The sequence below is a fragment of the Shewanella sp. SM20 genome (assembly GCF_025654545.1).
GTDB classification, from domain to species: Bacteria; Pseudomonadota; Gammaproteobacteria; order Enterobacterales; family Shewanellaceae; genus Shewanella; species Shewanella oncorhynchi.
In genome coordinates this window covers 1-19,119 of the sequence record NZ_JAKKRK010000068.1, presented here as the reverse complement: position 1 = coordinate 19,119, position 19,119 = coordinate 1, and the positions used below count along the sequence as shown (strand labels likewise).

General features: G+C 46.5%; 12 protein-coding genes, 2 rRNA genes, 2 pseudogenes and 1 riboswitch. Of the genes and pseudogenes, 7 read left to right on the top strand and 9 right to left on the bottom strand.

The annotated features are described in order from the left end of the window. Both L5M18_RS20740 and rrf read left to right on the top strand, forming a co-directional pair. Positions 1 to 194: ribosomal RNA gene (locus L5M18_RS20740) — 23S ribosomal RNA — on the top strand; the annotation flags it as partial. Positions 195 to 382: 188 nt separating this feature from the next. Continuing rightward, positions 383 to 498, top strand: a 5S ribosomal RNA gene (gene rrf / locus L5M18_RS20735). 198 nt (positions 499 to 696) lie between these two features. Here the strand turns inward: rrf and L5M18_RS23530 are convergent. After that, a pseudogene (locus L5M18_RS23530) lies at positions 697 to 899 on the bottom strand (IS630 family transposase); the annotation flags it as partial. 286 nt (positions 900 to 1,185) lie between these two features. Between L5M18_RS23530 and L5M18_RS20730 the strand changes: the two are divergent. Next, positions 1,186 to 2,640, top strand: coding sequence for a diguanylate cyclase (locus L5M18_RS20730; protein WP_263198462.1), 1,455 nt, complete (start codon positions 1,186 to 1,188; stop codon positions 2,638 to 2,640). A gap of 440 nt (positions 2,641 to 3,080) precedes the next feature. Further along, a complete protein-coding gene (gene fusA, locus L5M18_RS20725; RefSeq protein WP_226060464.1) occupies positions 3,081 to 5,174 on the top strand; it encodes an elongation factor G in 2,094 nt (697 codons plus the stop codon). Between the two features lie 154 nt (positions 5,175 to 5,328). Here fusA and L5M18_RS20720 read toward each other — a convergent pair whose 3' ends face one another. Beyond that, positions 5,329 to 6,216, bottom strand: coding sequence for a LysR family transcriptional regulator (locus L5M18_RS20720; protein ID WP_105251505.1), 888 nt, complete (start codon positions 6,214 to 6,216; stop codon positions 5,329 to 5,331). 93 nt (positions 6,217 to 6,309) lie between these two features. Here L5M18_RS20720 and L5M18_RS20715 point away from each other — a divergent pair, with 93 nt between their 5' ends. After that, on the top strand, positions 6,310 to 6,462 hold the full coding sequence (locus L5M18_RS20715; protein WP_081729124.1) for a hypothetical protein: 153 nt from the start codon (positions 6,310 to 6,312) through the stop codon (positions 6,460 to 6,462). Positions 6,463 to 6,729: 267 nt separating this feature from the next. On the opposite strand, the gene napB is transcribed toward L5M18_RS20715, so the two are convergent. The 6 genes from napB to L5M18_RS20685 all read right to left on the bottom strand — a co-directional run bounded on the left by napB (position 6,730) and on the right by L5M18_RS20685 (position 14,876). Further along, complete coding sequence (gene napB, locus L5M18_RS20710; RefSeq protein ID WP_263172570.1) at positions 6,730 to 7,161, bottom strand: nitrate reductase cytochrome c-type subunit NapB; 432 nt, start codon at positions 7,159 to 7,161, stop codon at positions 6,730 to 6,732. Continuing rightward, a complete protein-coding gene (gene napA / locus L5M18_RS20705; protein ID WP_263198459.1) occupies positions 7,158 to 9,653 on the bottom strand; it encodes a nitrate reductase catalytic subunit NapA in 2,496 nt (831 codons plus the stop codon). Before napA ends, napB begins: the two co-directional genes overlap by 4 nt. After that, the gene (locus L5M18_RS20700; protein ID WP_198572888.1) at positions 9,650 to 9,919 is read right to left on the bottom strand and encodes a chaperone NapD; all 270 of its coding nucleotides are present in this window, start codon (positions 9,917 to 9,919) and stop codon (positions 9,650 to 9,652) included. Before L5M18_RS20700 ends, napA begins: the two co-directional genes overlap by 4 nt. Positions 9,920 to 10,358: 439 nt before the next feature. Further along, positions 10,359 to 11,558: a lipocalin-like domain-containing protein gene (locus L5M18_RS20695; RefSeq protein ID WP_263198457.1), complete on the bottom strand. Its 1,200-nt coding sequence runs from the start codon at positions 11,556 to 11,558 to the stop codon at positions 10,359 to 10,361. Beyond that, positions 11,558 to 14,212, bottom strand: coding sequence for an ABC transporter permease (locus tag L5M18_RS20690; protein ID WP_263198455.1), 2,655 nt, complete (start codon positions 14,210 to 14,212; stop codon positions 11,558 to 11,560). Before L5M18_RS20690 ends, L5M18_RS20695 begins: the two co-directional genes overlap by 1 nt. Next, positions 14,202 to 14,876, bottom strand: a complete 675-nt coding sequence (locus L5M18_RS20685; RefSeq protein ID WP_263198454.1) for an ABC transporter ATP-binding protein — start codon at positions 14,874 to 14,876, stop codon at positions 14,202 to 14,204. The genes L5M18_RS20690 and L5M18_RS20685 overlap by 11 nt, the downstream gene beginning before the upstream one ends. A 447-nt stretch (positions 14,877 to 15,323) precedes the next feature. Next, positions 15,324 to 15,453, top strand: a riboswitch (glycine riboswitch). Positions 15,454 to 15,703: 250 nt separating this feature from the next. Between L5M18_RS20685 and L5M18_RS20680 the strand changes: the two genes are divergently transcribed. Together L5M18_RS20680 and L5M18_RS20675 are read left to right on the top strand one after the other, a co-directional pair. Then, positions 15,704 to 17,062: an alanine/glycine:cation symporter family protein gene (locus tag L5M18_RS20680; protein ID WP_105251512.1), complete on the top strand. Its 1,359-nt coding sequence runs from the start codon at positions 15,704 to 15,706 to the stop codon at positions 17,060 to 17,062. 144 nt (positions 17,063 to 17,206) lie between these two features. After that, positions 17,207 to 18,901, top strand: coding sequence for a PAS domain-containing protein (locus tag L5M18_RS20675; protein WP_263198453.1), 1,695 nt, complete (start codon positions 17,207 to 17,209; stop codon positions 18,899 to 18,901). Here L5M18_RS20675 and L5M18_RS20670 read toward each other — a convergent pair. Next, positions 18,894 to 19,119, bottom strand: a pseudogene (locus tag L5M18_RS20670) (ISAs1 family transposase); the annotation flags it as partial. The gene L5M18_RS20675 and the pseudogene L5M18_RS20670 overlap by 8 nt on opposite strands.

Genomic DNA, 19,119 nt, shown 5'->3' with positions numbered 1-19,119 from the left:
ATTGCCCGGTAGCTACGTTCGGAATCGATAACCGCTGAAAGCATCTAAGCGGGAAGCGAGCCCTAAGATGAGTCATCCCTAGGAATTTAATTCCTCTAAAGAGCCGTTCGAGACTAGGACGTTGATAGGCATGGTGTGTAAGCGTTGTGAGGCGTTGAGCTAACATGTACTAATGACTCGAGAGGCTTAACCATACAACCCAGATGGGTTTTACTGAAAATGTTCCAGACATTTTCTAGCACTTCCTCCWTCCATGGAGGTCGTACGAAAAGCCTTAGACAGAATATCGACACTTGATAAAGTTAAAGACTCAACAGAAAATCAGCTTTCCGAATTATTATTAACGTGGTCCAGTGATGGACACGGTAATAAACAGAATTTGCTTGGTGACAATAGCCTTGTGGAACCACCTGATCCCATCCCGAACTCAGAAGTGAAACGCAAACGCGCCGATGGTAGTGTGGGGTCTCCCCATGTGAGAGTAGGTCATCGCCAAGCGCCTAATTATCTCATTGAGATGTAACGAAGCCAGCTGAATAAGCTGGCTTTTTTGCGTCTGCAATTTGTTAAATCCAGCCTAGTGTCTATTCAATTAGTCAGTTTTCCTCCTTTTTTCTCTCGATAATCCCTTTTTACCTTCCACGACACCAATAATTGCACCATTTGGCTTTATATCAATTCTATTAATATCCGCTACAACTGTTCTGTCAGATTCAGTTCCGGAGAATAAGGTGGCAGCTTTATCTCAGATTATAAAATCTTCTGCCATCTTTGTTTGATGCCCCCGCACAGTCCATCATGATCGCGGTATAGCGGCCAAAGAACGTAGCTGCAGAAATTAAGGCGAGGTGCCACTGTATATAATCGCGGTTTGCAAAAGGCGCTATGATGGCTTTGGATGGCGAGTAAGGGTGGTTATTTAGGATAGCCCTGATGAAACAAGCGATAAATATTGGCTTTTTAAAATGTGATACCAAACTCAGACTGAGTGAATGTTAGCAACGTTCTTTTCCATCAACTGATCACCTTATGAAGATAAGTTTTGCTGATGTACGAAGGCGTTAAGACACAATGGACAAACGAGCGTTTCGTATAAGCAATGATGGGAATTGGTATTGTGTGGTTTTCACGTATACACTTTTTTTACATTCCCCATCTAGCATCAGCTTTTAGGTTGAAATTTCAATGGAATTGCGTGGCTTATTGAGGTTATTGTCGCTATTGCTGTGTATGCCAGTACTGGTGAATGCTGATCGTTTCCTGGTGTCTAGTACTAAACTTGCGGATCAAGATGTTAGCGTCAAGTCAGCTGTTATAGTCCGTTATTGCGTTGATCCTGATTGGCTGCCCTATGAAGGAATACGAGAAGGTAAACATCTGGGGATTTCATCGGACTATATTCGTCATGTTGAGTCACATTCTTCCCTTAAGTTTCAGCTAGTGCCGACATCTTCTTGGACCGAAACTTTATCTTTTTTGCAAAGTGGTCAGTGCGATTTAACCCCTATGTTGAATAAAACGCTAATACGCGAGACTTATCTGCACTTCAGTGATGTCTATTTCCGCTCACCCAATGTGCTTGTTTCACTTAAAGAACAGCCTTTTCTGCAAGGATTGGAGAATATCAATACGCGTATTTTAGCCGTGCCCAAAGGTTATCGTTTAGCTGAGTATATTCAGCATTATTATCCTCAGATAGAGATGCTTACTGTTGCCAGTGAACCTGCGGGATTGCAGTCGGTTCTGGATAAACGTGCAGATCTGTTTGTTGGGTCAATGTTTTCGGTTAACGCTTACATTCAACAAATGGGATTTGAACATTTAAAAATTGCGGGTTGGGGCGGGCCGGAAGATGAGTTACGGATGGGGGTCGCTTATGGTCAAGAGTCCTTGTTACCTGTGATAAATAAAGCCTTAAACACTGTGAGTGAGCAAGAGCGGATCACGATTTATCAGAAGTGGAATAATGTGACTGTGATAGATGAGACTAACTATTCGCTTGTGTATCAAATTATCTGCGCGACGTGTCTGTTGCTCCTAATGTTGGGGGCGAGAACTTACTTTATGAGTCAATATAATCGAAGATTAACCGATAAGAATAAGCAGTTGGAAACTTTACGCGAACAGCTTGAAGCGTCAAATGCCGAACTCGAATTTTTATCTACCCACGACCCATTAACTAAATTGTATAACCGACATTACTTTAATCGCCTTTTTATTAATAATGAGCAGCATGATAAATCCGCTGGGGCAGGCATGTGTCTTGTAATGATTGATATCGACTACTTTAAAGAGATTAATGACACGCTAGGGCATAACGTCGGTGATCGGATCCTTGAGCAAGTGTCACAGGTATTACAGCACTGTGTGCGTGATTCTGATGTGGTCGCACGTTGGGGTGGCGAAGAATTTGTGATCCTCTGTCAACAGTCATCATTGCCATTAGTTGAAAGCTTGTGTGTGCGGATTGCGCAGAGGATTAACAATTATCAATTTACTGACAATGTTCACTTAACTTGTAGTTTTGGTGTCGCTAAGCTCGCAGAAAACGAACCTATACAATTGTGTTTTGAGCGGGCAGATCGAGCCCTTTATCGTGCTAAAGCACAAGGGCGTAATCAAATGTGCATCGACACGTAAGGGTTTACTCAAGACTGATTTGTGGTTATTTGGCTAAAAGACTGCGATTGAAGTGAGTTGCGGATGTCATCTCTATTTTGGAGATAGGTATAACATGATTGTTCTAGCATCCATGCTTGCAGGTTAATGTTTGATGTTTGTACTGACGATACGATAGAAATCCCTTGAAAATCGCCTTATCCCATTAAAATGAGGTTTATTTAAGGTTTTTTATTGATTGAGTGAAAAATAAGCTAAAGTGTTTTACTTATCTGTTTTAGTTCGTGTTTATGGCTATTTACCTAAATTATTACGCGACTTTATCGTGAAAAAGTACTCTAGCCATTTGCGCCGAGCAGGGTTCCAATTTACAATATGCGCCTAAAATAATCTGATGTGCGGTGTGTCGGTGTTTGTCGCATACTCCGTCTACTTCTTAAACTACTCATTAAAGTTGAATCATGACCGAATTATCCAAATACAGAAACATTGGTATCTTCGCTCACGTTGACGCGGGTAAAACCACGACCACCGAGCGTATCCTTAAGTTAACAGGAAGAATCCATAAAGCCGGTGAGACTCACGATGGCGAATCTACCACTGACTTCATGGTACAGGAAGCTGAGCGCGGTATTACTATTCAGTCTGCTGCTGTAAGTTGCTTCTGGAGAGATCACCGTTTCAACGTTATCGACACTCCAGGACACGTTGACTTCACCGTTGAAGTTTATCGTTCTCTGAAAGTGCTTGATGGCGGTATCGGTGTATTCTGTGGTTCAGGCGGTGTTGAGCCTCAATCAGAAACTAACTGGCGCTATGCGAACGAATCTGAAGTTGCGCGTATTATCTTCGTAAACAAGTTAGACCGTATGGGTGCTGACTTCTTACGCGTAGTTAAGCAAACTAAAGACGTATTAGCTGCTACTCCACTGGTTATGGTTCTGCCAATCGGTGTTGAAGACGAATTCACTGGTGTTGTTGATCTGTTATCTCGTAAAGCATACGTGTGGGATGAGTCTGGTTTACCAGAAAACTTTAATATCCAAGATGTACCTGCTGACATGGTTGACATGGTTGAAGAATACCGTGAAATGCTGATCGAAACTGCCGTTGAGCAAGACGATGCTGTGATGGAAGCGTACATGGAAGGCGAAGAGCCATCTATCGAAGACATCAAGCGTTGTATCCGCAAAGGTACTCGTACTATGGCTTTCTTCCCAACATACTGTGGTTCTGCGTTCAAGAACAAAGGTATGCAACTGGTTCTTGATGCTGTTGTTGATTATTTACCAGCACCAGACGAAGTTGATCCACAACCATTGACTGACGAAGAAGGCAACGAAACCGGCGAATTCGCTATCGTTTCTGCTGATGAGCCATTAAAAGCGTTAGCGTTCAAAATCATGGATGACCGTTTCGGTGCCCTGACTTTCGTACGTATCTACTCAGGCCGTCTGAAGAAGGGTGATACCATCCTGAACAGCGCGACTGGCAAGACTGAACGTATCGGCCGTATGTGTGAAATGCTAGCTGATGACCGTATTGAAATTGAATCTGCTCAAGCTGGCGACATTATCGCTATCGTGGGTATGAAGAACGTTCAAACTGGTCACACTTTATGTGACGTGAAACACCCAGTTACCTTAGAAGCTATGGTGTTCCCAGAGCCAGTTATCTCTATCGCAGTAGCGCCAAAAGATAAAGGCGGTTCTGAGAAAATGGGTATCGCAATCGGTAAGATGATCGCTGAAGATCCATCATTCCGCGTAGAAACTGACGAAGATTCAGGTGAAACCATCCTTAAAGGTATGGGCGAACTTCACTTAGATATCAAAGTAGACATTCTGAAGCGTACTTATGGTGTTGAATTGATCGTAGGTGAGCCACAAGTTGCTTACCGTGAAACCATTACTCAAATGGTTGAAGATCAATACACTCACAAGAAACAATCAGGTGGTTCTGGTCAATTCGGTAAGATCGAATATATCATCCGCCCAGGTGAGCCAAACACTGGTTTCGTGTTCAAATCTTCAGTTGTTGGTGGTAGCGTTCCGAAGGAATTCTGGCCAGCAGTTGAGAAAGGTTTCGCGAGCATGATGAACACAGGTACTATCGCTGGCTTCCCAGTGTTAGACGTTGAGTTCGAATTAACTGACGGTGCATTCCACGCAGTTGACTCATCAGCAATCGCGTTCGAAATCGCTGCTAAAGGCGCTTTCCGTCAGTCTATCGCTAAAGCTAAACCACAACTTCTTGAGCCAATCATGAAAGTTGACGTGTTCAGCCCTGATGACAACGTGGGTGATGTGATCGGTGACTTAAACCGTCGTCGCGGCATGATCAAAGACCAAGTTGCTGGTGTAACAGGTGTTCGCGTTAAAGCTGACGTACCTTTATCAGAAATGTTCGGTTATATCGGTACTTTACGTACAATGACTTCTGGTCGTGGTCAGTTCTCTATGGAGTTCTCACACTACAGCCAATGTCCAGCTAGCGTAGCTGAGAAAGTTGTTGCTCAAGTTAAAGAACGTAAGGCTGCTGAAGCTAAGAAGTAATTCTTAACTTACCTTAAAAACCGCTGTCGGCCTCTAGGCTCGCAGCGGTTTTTTTATGGGAGAGATCCAACTGTAATCACCCGCTACGGCTGACGAAGTTTCGTATCCCGTTGTTTAAAATAATGTGATTGGTATTAGTTCTTGCTTTATCTTCTCAGCGTTCAGTTTTTTGTTTACTCAATTCAAGCAAGGCCTTGGCCGCCGGTGTTAAAGGTAAACTTTGGCGCCAAATAAGCGCCAGATCCCATGTCATTGCGGGCTGCATAGGTTTAAAGACCAGTTTGCTGGTGCTTAATCGATTGCAGATAGGCTCAGGTAAAATAGCGACGCCCATATCGGCTTCGACCATGGCGGCGAGGAAATCCCACTGGCCGCTGCGAAAGGCAATATTGAGTTGAACACCTGCTTTGCGACTGAGGCGATTAATCAGTTTAGCGAGGGAGAAGTCTTCGTTATAGAGGATAAAAGGATAGGGCTGGAAGTCCTGCCATTTTAAGTGGTCTTTCTCGGCTAAGGGATGTCCTTCAGGCAGGCATGCGAGTAAAGGGTACTTAGTTAGGGGTTGGTTGACGAGTTCTGTCTCATGGGTCGTGGGGAGCGCGGTAAAGGCGATATCGAGACTGTTATTGAGCAATGCTTGTTCGCAGCCGAATCCACCGTACTCATACATGTGTAGTTCAACTCCCGGATAACGCTTACGATAGCTAGTGAGCAAACCAATAATAAGACTGCTCATCATAGGACATACACCCAGTCGCAACCGCCCCGATTTAAGACCGCTAAGGTTACTCATGTCCTCCTGCAGCCTATGCCATTGGCCGAGGATTTCCCGTGCACTGTGCTCAAAGAGCTGACCAGCTTGAGTTAACTCAACCTTTTGGTTATTCCGGATCAGCAAGGTTTCACCAAGGCTTTCTTCAAGTCTCTGGATTATTTTGCTTAGTGTCGGCTGGGTGATAAAACATTTCTGCGCGGCGCGGGTAAAGTTTTCAGTTTCCACTAAGGTCAGAAAACACTGTAAGGTCTTGATTGGGATGTTCATGCTCAAATGGAATCCATATTATGGAATTTATTCATTTTACTAATGATAGCCTAAGTATTACTTTGACCTTGTTAACAAAACAGGGGAATACCGATGAAATCAAGTTCAAGTCTGTGGGTAGGTGCTTTGTGGCAGGCGGCTATGCCTGTGGCAAAAGATGTGCAAAACGCTAAAGCGGCGCAAGTAACTAAAACGGCTCCAGCGGGTGATTTGCATAAAGCAAAACAACAAGTAAACCCAGCCTAGGCTGGGTTTTTACTTTTCTGTGTTTTAGATTCTGCTCTTATTTTTATTTCCCTCGATTCTCACTTTGCCTTTTTAACTTCTGCTCAATCCCTTCCTTGGTGAAAGTACTGTTCAGCAACGGACGCTGAACCAGCGATAGACGTTTAGTCTTATATTTACTTGAATACTCATTACTGGCTCTAAGCCAACTCATTAGGATAGGACGCTTAAATAGCAAAAAGCCACCCTAATCAATTCGGGTGGCTTGGCTTTGCAGGGGATGGAGATTTACTTGCCGGAGAATTGATTCTCGACGAGTGGTTGCTTGTTTTCGGCCTGAGCGACATGGCATTGAGTACAGGCATAGTTATGTCCGTTAACTGTGCCTTTATCATCAATCACGTGGGACTTAGCTACTGGTGTGGCTTTCATGCGTTTTGCCTTGTCCCAACTATGGCAGCTTAAACAGCCATTTTTATCTAAGGTGATCTTGTAATCGTCCTTATGTGGGATGAGCGGGGGTTGCTCGCTAAAACTGCGCTCAATGGCGGAGCCGCGACTAGGATAAATCGCCATAGCATCGGCTGGGCGAATGTCGGTGATCGCCATGTTTCCTGCGAGGGATTGAATATTAACTGGTGCTACGTTGGTGTCGGTTTGCTGGCCTGAACAGCCGGTAATGGCGACGAGTAACGCAGTTAAGGTGAGTATTTTTCTCATTGGTTATTCTCCGCCTTGAAGACTTTCACTGGGCATTTTTTAAAGTCAGTTTCTTTTGACAGGGGATCGGTCGCATCCAATATCAGTTTGTTGACTAACTGGCGCGCATCGAAGAAAGGCATAAATACTACGCCGCGTGGCGGTTTGTTACGGCCTTTGGTTTCAACTCGGGTTTTCACTTCACCGCGCGGTGAGGCCACTATGACTTCGTCACCACGTTGTACGCCGCGAGCTTTCGCATCTTCTGGATGCATGAAAATCTGCGCGTCGGGGTAGGCACGGTAAAGCTCTGGTACGCGTGCGGTCATCGAGCCTGTGTGCCAATGTTCCAGCACGCGGCCAGTCGACATCCACAAATCGTATTCTTCATTCGGCTCTTCGGCGGCGGGTTCATAGGGCAGGGCGAAAATCACCGCTTTGCCATCTGGCTTGCCATAGAATTTAAAGCCTTCACCCGCTTTGACATAAGGATCGCTCCCCTCAACGAAACGGCGCAGCGTTTCTTTGCCATTAACGACTGGCCAGCGTAGGCCGCGGGTTTCGTGGTAACGGTCAAAGTCGGCTAAATCGTGGCCATGGCCACGACCGAAAGCTGCATATTCTTCGAAAATACCTTTTTGCAGGTAGAAACCGAAGTGTTCGCTCTCATCGTTTAATTCGGCTTTGCAATCGGAAGTTGGGAACTTGTCGATCACGCCATTGGCAAATAGCACTTCATATAAGGTTTTATCCGCGTATTCCGGTTGTTTGGCTATCAGTTCGGCTGGCCAGACTTCGGAGACTTTGAATCGTTTCGAAAATTCGACTAGTTGCCACAGATCTGAGGTTGCGCCTTCTGGGGCTTTTACTTGCTGATGCCACATATGAGTACGGCGCTCGGCATTGCCGTAAGCTCCTTCTTTTTCAACCCACATTGCCGTTGGCAAAATTAAATCTGCCGCCATAGCTGTGATGGTTGGGTAGGGATCTGAAACTACGATAAAGTTTTCTGGATTACGGAAACCTGGATAGATTTCATCGTTGATGTTGGGGCCTGCCTGCATATTATTGGTACACATGGTCCAGTAGCAGTTGAGCTTGCCATCTTTGAGCATACGGCTCTGGAGTACGGCATGATAGCCAGGTTTGGCGGGAATGGTCCCTTCAGGCACTTGCCATAGCTTTTCGGTAATGGCGCGGTGCTTGTCGTTAGTGACTTCCATATCGGCGGGTAAACGGTGGGCGAAAGTACCGACTTCACGTGCAGTACCGCAAGCCGAAGGTTGACCTGTTAATGAGAAAGGACTGTTACCCGGAGTGGCAATTTTGCCCGTGAGCAAATGGATGTTGTAAAGCATGTTGTTCGCCCACACGCCGCGAACGTGTTGGTTAATGCCCATGGTCCACAGACTCATGACTTTAACGTTAGGGTCGGCATAGGCTTTGGCTAAAATCTCCAGCTTCTCTGGCTCGACGCCACTCATCTTGGCGGCATATTCCAGCGTATAAGTGCTGACAAACTTGGCATACTCGTCAAAGCTAATGGGCGTGGATTTACCATTGCCTGGATTTTTAGCTTTTTTCTCTAATGGATGATCTGGACGCAGGCCATAGCCGATATCATCTACCCCAAGGGCAAACTTAGTGTGTTTGGTAACAAAGTCGGTATTAACGGCTTTATTTTTAATAATGTAATTGGCGATATAGTTGAGGATCACTAAGTCCGACTGTGGGCGGAACACCATAGGGTTATCGGCCAAATCGAAGCTGCGATTCTCAAAGGTTGACAGCACATGCACTCGGCACGTTGGACTGCTTAAACGTCTATCGGATATTCTTGCCCACAGAATTGGGTGCATCTCAGCCATGTTTGCGCCCCAGAGCACAAACTGATCGGCGGCTTCTAAATCGTCATAACAACCCATGGGCTCATCGATACCGAAGGTGCGCATAAAGCCGCCTACGGCTGAGGCCATGCAGTGGCGCGCATTAGGATCTATATTGTTGGTAAGGAAGCCTGCTTTATGAAGTTTAGAGGCGGCATAACCTTCCCAAATAGTCCATTGACCAGAGCCAAACATACCTACCGACGTCGGGCCTTTGGTGGCGAGACTGTGTTTCCATTTCGCGGCCATAGTATCGAAGGCCACATCCCAGCTGACTGGGGTGAACTCACCTTCTTTATGGTATTTGCCGTCTTTCATCCGCAGCAATGGCGTGGTTAATCTGTCCTTGCCGTACATGATTTTTGATAGGAAATAACCTTTAATACAGTTAAGGCCACGGTTGACTGGACTTTCAGGATCGCCCTTAGTGGCGACCACTTTGCCCGCTTGGGTGCCCACTAATACGCTACACCCCACACCGCAGAAACGGCAGGGAGCTTTATCCCACTTGATACTGTCAGCTTGTTCGGCGGCTTCGACCATCTTAATGGGAAGTGTGACACCAACGGCCGTCGCAGCGGCAACCGCTGCGTTGGCCTTGAGAAACTCGCGGCGGCTTATGCTCATAATATTTCCTCACTCTCTTGTACTAAGGGTTCTACTTGGTGGTAAATCAAGCTGGCAGATAACACGCCGGACAGGGCATTGATGGCTTCAATATTGTCAAGAATCGCTCTTTGGCTACTCCCTTCTAGGGTAACGACCAATTTTCCTTCGGGTGTAATTGCATGAATATCAGTACCCACTAATGCGCGGATATTGGCTTCAACCTGCTGTAAGGCTTTAGGCGTGGCATGCACCACAAGGCTGGTGACGTGGTATTCCTGACTCATATTGGATGACCTGTAGTAGCGTAAACTCGGTTACTTAAGATTAAAAAGGAGGGTAACCGAGTGCTGATACTGGCGAGTCTAGACCTGATAAAAAATGTGGGTATACCTCACAAGAGGTATTGAAAGCGATAGTCGATCCGGATCAAAGTTTTGCGAGTGATCTAACTCCCAGTTTGATATTTAAGCGGTTAGCACTGTCCTCACTAGGACATAGTGAGGAGTACATTTATGGAGAATACTATTGTGCATATCTGGAACCCGTGAACATTAACGGAAGCACAAGTGTGTAGATAGGAATCCTATACTTTTTTACCAATTATAGGTGTTTATAAAATTTCTGGGTAAGAGCAATAGCTGACGTTCATGCTTGCAAAATCCTGCGATAGAACATATTTAGGAACAATTAGTTATATTCACATTGTTTAGTATACATAAGACGTTAATAGCCCGTTAGCTCCATATAACCCGTACCTGTATGGCTGCCAGAGAGTTGCACTGGGCCTTCCCAGTAGGGCGTTGATAATGGCATAGCGCTATTGGCATTGAGCGGGGTGATAGTGAGATCGATATTTTCGCTGGGGATTTTGACTTGCCAGCTAACGGGATAGTCGCCATTGACTGTGTGTTGCCATTTAAGAGGCGTCATCTGAATGTCATTGGGATTGTCAGTGGAATTGATGTTGCGCCCAGTGCCATCGGCAAACATTCTTCTGGCGCTATAAAATGCTGAGATAGGTGCATTCTTTGCGGACTCTGCCGGAGACTGATCCCGTAGCTGAAACAACATTAGCGTCGAGCCATCATTTAACCTCAGCGCGAACCAATCCCAGCCCTGTTGCGTTTTAGTGAGAAATTGCGAGCTCCATTCCCTGTCGAGCCAACCTTGGCCTGTGACTTGCTCCACTTTGCCATTGCGGTTGATTTCACCTGAAATTTCAATAAAGGGTTGGCTGTAGTAGTAAGAGGCTACTTGGCCGTCGCGGCTTTTAAGGCTATAGCCGTTAACGCCTTGGTATTGCAGTGGCGCTTGGCTATTCAGCTTAAGTCGGTAGCTGAAATCAGGATTCTCCACCGTTAAGGTGGCGGGAAAGAGTGCATTGGTTTCGCTCTGCCATTGCCAGTTGTCGAGGCGTATTTGATAGGGATCTAATTTCACCTCGGCAAACTCGCTATGACGGCGTGACCACTTTTCGTGGGCCAAGTGAGCATTATTCGAGGTTAATGCACTGTGGGCTAAGTAAAGTTGCTGAGTCGCCCAAGTGGATTCACTTTTAGCTATCACATCTGTTCCTTGCGGAACTGTTGTTTGTGGAGCGATTGTTTGCAGAGTTGTGGGTTTCAGGGCGACTCTAAACTGCGTCCACTGGGCGCCGAGTTGCTCACCTTTTTCTGTGGTCAAATTCGCGGTTAGATACCACCATTCTTGGCGAAAACTGTTATGTGCTAAGTGATCCCGCGGAAATTCAAATCTATAGCCGGGAACAACAGGCGTAAAAGCTAAATCATCTTGATTATTCGAGTTTTTCCCTACCACATTGGCCATGGATTTAGATTGAGTGCTTTGAGTCGATGGCGTTTTGTCACAGCCGCCGATAAGCATTAACCCAACCACTGCCCATACAATACTGAGTGTTTTCATCACAGTGTCTCCTGCTGCAGACTGGCGACCAGTGGTTTACGGGTTTGCCAATACAGCGGTAAGAGTACGGCTAAGGTGCAAGTGGTTAAGGCAATCAGTATTGCATGGCCGTAAGCTTGCCAATCCCAAACCATTTTTATCGTCCAGCCAAAGGCTTGCAAGGTGATCTTATTAATAAGCAGATAACCTAGCAGCGCGCCCGTTGGCATAGCGAGCAGGCAAGTGATCAGCACCACAATCAGCATCTGCATAAACACCATGCCGCGCAGAGCATTACGACTGACGCCGAGGGAATACAGCCGTGCCAGTGGCGCTTGCCTTGCCTGAGTCAACATTAAGCAGGCACTAAAGAGGCCAATCGCGGCGACAATCAAGGTTAAACTATTCAGCACTAAGGTAATGGAAAAAGTGCGTTTAAACATAGCGATAGCTTGGGTTTTAATCTTAGTTTGGCTGTAGATTTGTGCTTGGGATAAACCTAACTCAGTCGCCAGTTGGACTTGTAGTTGATCAAGCTGCGCTTCACTTATCCTACTGCCTTGCTCTTTACCGTGAAAACTCGCCGCTAAACTGACTGGCAGTACAGGTAACTGGGCCCGTTGCCAAAGTGGCTGGCTGATAATGACCTCGTTTCGGGTATTGCCGTGGTCATAATAAATGCCGCCAATAATGGCTTTGCTGTTACCTGTTTTCTCAAGCACATCCAATGACACAGTATCACCAAGCTGTAATTGGTATTTGATGGCAAGAGGTTCGCTCACCAATACAACGGGTGCATTAAAGTAGGATTGCCACAATGTGGGCAGGCTTTCCTTAAGCGCACTGGTGTGCCGAGTCGAAAATTCATCGCGGCTGAGTAGGCTCACCGGAATCGTCTGCTCGCTCGGATTATCCGTCGAAACTGGCAGTGAAAGCTGGGCTTCAATCTGCCACTGCTGATAAAGACCGCTGACTCTAGGATCGTGCATCAATTGGGTTTGAATCGTGTCGATACGCTGGCTCGGTGGGCGGATATAGAGATCGGCATGCAAGCGAGTTTCTAGCCAAGTTCGCAGGGTTTGCTCGAAGCTTCCCACGAGGGTGTTCATTGACACATTGGCACTGAGCGCCAGTAAGATCGCCATCATAGCAAGGGACAGCGGTGCGATAAGCTCACGGGTTTCGGCGAGCAGATATTGCCATAATCCAGGACGTGCCAAGGGCATTAACGCACTGACGCCCCAATGCAATAATTGCGGCAACAATAAGGGAATAGCGATAGCGACGATACCGAGTAACACTAAGCTGATGTTATAGCTTTGGCTGAAGGGAAACAGCAACGCCGCTAAGGTCAATAAGCCACAGGCTAAGGCAAATTGAATGCTATGGGTTTTGCGGTGTGCCTGCATTTGCTGATAACGATTCGCCCCTTGTGCAAGTGCTTGGCGCGTAAGATCTAAATACAAGGGCAAGCAAGCGGCGAGCGCGGCAATTAAGGTGAGGGCAATTGCCTCAAAAAGCCAAGTCCATTGCCAAATACCGGGGAGCAAGTGGGCGCCATACATTTGCTCTAAGGTCATGGCGACCATAGGTTGCAGCCAGTGGCTGAGTTGCAAACCACTGATAAAGCCCAGACTTGAACCTATGACTACTAACAAAATTAATTCGAACATCAGTGCCGTCATCAAGGCGCGGCGCTCGATTCCCTGTTGCAATAATTGCACTAACAGTTTTTGCCGTTTCATTAGGCTGTAGCGCACACCGTTATAGGCGATAAAGAGGCCGACAACGAAGGCTAACATGCTCATAGCATTAAGATTAAGGTGAAAACTGCGGGTCAGCGCTATCAGCGCTTGGCCTTGATCCTGTTGGCTAAAGCTGGCCTTTTGCGGCGTAATCCCTAAAGCGTCGAGTTGGGATTTTAATTTAGGTAGGTTTTCTCGTTCACTGAACATGGCGATATAGCTCAATCTGCCTTGCATGTTTAGTAATCGCTGGGCGAGGGACATATCGGCTAAGATGGCGCTGCCGAGACCAAAACTGTCATCAATTGCAATGACATCTAAGGTGCTATTTTCTAAAACAAGTTTACCTTCTGGTGCCACTTTGGCAGCTAGGCTGCGGCTCATGATTACTGTGGCTGCGCCGTTGAGGAGATCGGCAAGCGGTAAGTCATTCATCTGTGGCGAGGTAGCTGATGGTGTGTCGGTCGAGGCGTTACGTCTCGATTTTTGTAGTGTTAATGCGGCGACCAAATCGCTGCCTTCCAGTTGCCAGAACTGACCGTTTTTACCGGAGATTTTGCCACTCATGACGGCGAGACTCTGACTTAATCCGGCTCGTCTCAAGGCGAAATAGACAGATTCATCTAAAGTGTTTTGTCCTAGGGGCGGCGTGAGTAGCACATCGGCGCGTTGGCTCAGTAACTCAGTCGCCTCGCTATAGCTGCGCACGGCATTGTCGTTGGTTGCTTTAACCCCAATAAGCAGAGTCACAGCTAATGCGATACCGAGCAGAATGGCACCTGCTTGTATGGGCGCATGGCGATAATGGGCGATAAACACTTTTAGGCTGAGCCACGTCAGCCTAAGCCAAGTTTGCTTAAGTCCAGTCTGTTTAAGTTCTGTTTGCTTAAGCGCTGTGGGAGTCGCCTTAGTGAGCCGTTTATTGTTCATAGATAGCGACTGCACCTTGGGATAAATGCCAACGTTTTTGCATAAAGGCGGCGCATTCTTCGCTGTGGGTGACCATCAAGATACTAGTTTGGCTTTCCCGTGCCAGTTCACACAGTAGTGCCATCACTTGTTTGCCTGACACATCATCTAAGTTACCCGTAGGTTCGTCGGCCAGTAGCAAGGTCGGTTTATGGGCTAAGGCGCGGGCGATGGCGACACGCTGTTGTTGACCGCCTGAAAGTGCTTCAACTTGCCGATGAAGTAGTGGCATCAGCCCAAGTTTTTCAACCAGATAGTCACACCAAGGCGACCATGGCTGCGCGGTTAAACTTAAGGAGAAGGCGATATTGTCTTTCACGTTGAGTGGCGTGAGTAAGTTAAATTGCTGAAACACGACACCTAAGGAATTACGTCTGAAACGGCTCCAATCTTTGTCTTGCCAAGTTGAGGTGGACGCTTGTTCTAGCAAGATTTCACCCGAGTCTGGCATTTCAAAACCGGCGATCAGGTTGAGTAAGGTGCTTTTGCCGCTACCGCTGGGACCTGTAAGCGCCACGGTTTCACCTCTGTGGATCTGTAGATTAACCGCTTGCAGTACTTGATGATATTGCTCACCATCACGAAAGCCTTTGGTTACTTGGTTAAGCTTAGCGACGTCGGCCATTGAGCAACTCCTTTATATTCATTGGCGGCGGGTGTGGTAAGCAGTGTTTCAAACTGCGGCGGCAACTTACTTAGTGGCCGCAATTTAGCATTGCCATTCTATGTTCAAGATAAAGCATTTTCTATTCAGATAGATACTGATTTTTCTTGTAATAGGATCATCCACTGAGTAACAAAACATAAATCGTCATTTGGTGTAAAAATAGTCAACTGGATTAAATCCTCCGCGAACTGTGAGCAAACGGCTTGAGCTGACGCCGCATTTGTTGCATTCTGTGCGTCCTGTTAGCTTGGGAGTCAATCTCAATCTAACAATCCGTTCGGATGAAGGTAGCAGGAGAGTGGGGAATTGACCCCACACCGACGAGGCAACTTTGGTTTTACAGAAGCGAGTCTTCTTATAAAAACAAAGCACTCTTTCAGGTGCCGATAGGCGTGGACTGTTACTGGACGAGCCTCTGGAGAGACTACCAGTTGCACTCATTGTGCAATCAGGTGGCGCCGAAGGCGAAAGTGTCGTGGTGTTATTGTATAACCTGCGACGCGAAACGCTCAGGCAAAAGGACAGAGGAGAGGATGACTGCACAGTCCCTGTCGTTTGTCGTCGTGGGCTATTTTTACTCTTTTGCTTGAGATGGAGTACTTTTGCTCTTATTGAAAGCACTCGTGTAGAGCTCTCGCTTGCTACGCTTTTAGCGTTCAGCTTAGGCGATTCTCGGCCGAGATTAGGTCAAAATAGTTTGCAATAGCGTCCGACTGCGGCGCGTCACAGCCATTTCTTTTCCTCCTCCGTTTATTAATTTTGTTGTTTAATATTCGAGGAATATCATGAGTTTTCAAGCTTTACTTGCCAGTATTAATGGCATCGTCTGGGGCCCAATTACCCTTTGTTTGCTGGTGGGTACCGGGGTTTACCTTACTGTGCGTCTCAAGCTTATCCAAGTATTTCGTCTGCCGATGGCGATGGGATTGTTGTTTAAACCTGCCAAAGGTCATGGGGATTTATCTTCCTTTGCCGCGCTTTGTACGGCGCTGTCCGCCACTATCGGTACCGGTAATATTGTTGGCGTGGCGACGGCAATAAAAATGGGTGGCCCTGGGGCGTTATTTTGGATGTGGTTGGCGGCATTTTTCGGCATGGCGACTAAATATGCCGAGTGTATGCTCGCGGTAAAGTACCGTACCACCGATGCTCGTGGGCAGATTGCGGGTGGCCCTATGTATTATATCGAGCGCGGCCTTGGTCTGCCTTGGATGGCGAAATTGTTTGCTCTCTTTGGGGTTGGTGTGGCCTTTTTCGGTATCGGTACTTTTGCACAGGTTAACGCCATCAGCGATGCACTGACGATTGCCTTTGAGGTGCCGACTTGGTTGACTGCAACTGTGTTGACTGTGTTAGTTGCCGCAGTCACTTTGGGTGGCGTAAAGCGCATTTCAAATGTGGCGCAAAAACTTGTGCCTGCGATGTCGATTGGTTATGTGCTGGCCTGCGTGTGGATCTTAGTCGGTTTTTCCGAGCAGATTTTACCCGCCTTAGCTTTAGTGATTGAATCTGCCTTTACGCCACTCTCAGCTGCGGGGGGATTTTTAGGGGCGACAGTCGCGCAGGCGATTCAAATCGGTATTGCCCGCGGTGTGTTCTCGAACGAATCTGGATTAGGTAGTGCACCCATTGCCGCCGCTGCCGCTAAGACCAATGAACCCGTTGAGCAAGGTCTCGTCAGTATGACGGGTACTTTCTTCGATACTATTATCATTTGCACTATGACGGGGTTAGTGCTGATCATCACTGGGGTATGGAGTGGTGAGACGGCAGGTGCTGCGATGACGAGTGCAGCTTTTGCTCTGGGAGGCTCAGCGCTAGTGGGTCAGTATTTGGTGACGATTGCGCTAGTGTGTTTTGCGTTTACAACGATTTTGGGCTGGCATTATTATGGTGAACGCTGTTGGTATTACTTAGTCGGTGAGCGCGGATTACGCATGTATCAAGTGGTGTTTTTGGTGCTGATTGCCGGTGGTGCTTTTATCAAACTGGATGTGATTTGGTTGTTGGCCGATACGGTTAATGGTTTGATGGCTATCCCTAACTTGATCGCCATTGTGGGCTTGAGGCATATCATTATCGCCGAAACCCAAAGCTATTTTGCTCGTATCTTACCTAATCAAACCTTAGAGACGGCTTATTAGAGACGGCTTATTAGTATTGTTAAAACAATAAATTACTTCACATTATTTTAACTTTGACATTGTCGCCACTAAATTCTTCGTTTACTTTATAAGTGCTATTTTTAAATGCAGTGCTTATAAAATCGGGGGCTTTAGGGCGACACCATGGAAAAAAGTAAACTTCGTACTTTTCGCAGTAGGATTTTATCCCACATAGCCTTGCCTCTCATTTTAATTATGGCGAGTGTCTATGGTGTAAACGCTTGGTTTAGTTATATCTCCTCAGAGAATCGGCTTTACCATAGCCTGACACAAGAGGCGAGTCATTCGGCTTCTCGTCTGCAGTTTCTGCTCGAGCATGCGCAGGCCAACACCCAAGGTCTTGCTGATTTTATTGGTTTTTTGTCAAGTAAAGAAGACATGAATGACACTGAGAGTGTTAAAAGTGTCTTGATGAATCGAGTCAAACGTAATCCTGATTTTTTTGGCTCCGCAGTCGCATTTAAACCGAACACCTTTCCTAATCGCAAGCTCTTTTCTCCCTATGTTTACCGCGACACCAGTGGCAGCGACGATCTCCATTATCTCGATATTGGCGCTGAAGGCTACGACTATACCGATGGCACTTGGGATTGGTGGAGCAAGGCTATCAATCAAGCGAACGGTTATTGGTCAAAGGCATACTTTGATGAGGGGGCGGGGAATATTCTGATGGTGACCTATTCGGCTCCTTTTGGTGCGGTAGGTAATTATTTTGGGGTTGCGACGGTTGATTTAGCCTTAGATGGATTGCCAAAACAATTGGGGATTGCACCAAATCGTCTGGTGGTTTTAGACGATCAAGGGCGGCTGATTTATCATATAGATAAAGAAAAAGTACTGGCAACGACTTCAGCCCAGTGGCTCGATAAGAATAAAGATAAAAATGCCGATTTTTGGACGCTACAGGATAAAAGGCTTGATGGTCAAGCAAGGTTTGTCGATAACCAAGATGTTGTTTATCTTGCGAGTATTGCGACTGTACCGCATTTAAAGTGGCGTGTGATTGTATTAGCGCCAGAACAAGATTTATTCAACTCTCTGCTTGATGATCTGGCATCTATCATCCTCAATTTAAGCTTATTAACCCTCTTATTATTGCTGACTTGTTATCTGGCGGCGAAACGGTTAACCCGGCCGTTAGAGCTACTCGAGTCGGGTATCTTGTCCTTTGGACAGGGTAAAACTCAGCAGCTTATTGTTCCTAAAGGTGCCGTAAGTGAGATTGTGACGCTGAGTAATACCTTCAATCAAATGGCGGAATTACTTGCAGAACGTGAACAAGCCATTCTTGATTCCCGCGGTAATCGCTTTGCGCGCCTAATTGATGGTATGAGTGATAAATCTTTCTATTGTTCCCTCGAACCTAATGGCCAACTCGCCCAGGTCAGTGAGGGGGTAACTAAGGTGCTGGGGATCTCCCCTGATTTGCTCAAGCGCAAATATCAAAGGCTCTTCTCGGCTAATCCCCTCAATGAGAAGAATTGGGAATATACCGATTTAGCCTTAAAGGGCCAGAATGTGCCTTCGCATCAAGTGGAAATGCTGGATGAAAAAGGGTATTTAAGAAGGCTCGATGTCTTTATGCAGCCATTATTATCAGATACTGGTGAGTTAATGTCGGTGGAAATGTTATTTACCGATGTTACTGAGCAGTTTTCGGCGGCGGCTTGGTCAAATGCCGTGCTTGAGGCTGCGCCTGAGGCCATGTTGATTGTCGACCAGCAGGGGTTAATCGTTTTTACTAACAGTCGTTGCCAGCAGCTTTTTGGATTTGATACAGGGGCTATGTTCAGGGTGAGATTACGAGTGGTCATTTAATAACCACACTCATGCCGGCTTCAAGCACCGCATCCAAATAAGCCTCATTCATCAATGCCTGACGCTGCTTTCTTCTGATACTCATTTTTCGCTTCTCAGCGCGTAACATATTCAAACCAAAGTGTCGCATCGTGGCAAGATTAGTCGCTGCATTACCACGGTATATCTGGCACGCATCCTCACCTAAACTCACATCCAGCACCCAGTGCAACTGGTTT